At 67.2% G+C, this 473-nt stretch carries 1 pseudogene; it reads right to left on the reverse strand.

The annotated features are described in order from the left end of the window. Nucleotides 1-473 (reverse strand): annotated as a pseudogene (locus AC3A3L_RS21630) (DDE-type integrase/transposase/recombinase); the annotation flags it as partial.

Raw genomic sequence — 473 nt, forward strand, 5'->3', positions numbered from 1 at the left:
CGAGTCGCGACACGTGATCGACGAGTTGGCCCAGCAGGCCACGCCGCGACGGGTTGAGTGCGATTCCGTTGTCGGTCAGCAGTCGTTGCGGCACGCCGTGCGCGGCGATGCCTGTGTCGACGACCTTGATGGCGTCCATGACCGTTTCGCCCCACGCGACGTGGGATGCCACGGCGTAGCGGGAGTGGTCGTCGATGAGCTGGAAGATCACGCACTTCGGCCGCCGGTCAGCACGTACTCGGCGGCGTCGAGCTGCCAGCAGGCGTTCGGGGCCGGGTAGACAAACCGACGCCATGCCGAGCGTGGTCGCTTCCTCGGTTCGCGTCTGGCGACGCCTGCCTCGCGGAAGATCCGGGCAAGGGACGCGACCGACGGCACCACCTCAAGCCCCATCGACTGCATCTTGTCGTGCACGCTGATCGGCCCGTGGTCCAAGCCGGATGACTCCAAGGCAGCGCGGATCTGGACAGCCT

The sequence above is a fragment of the Nocardioides sp. Soil_C_8 genome (assembly GCF_057656315.1).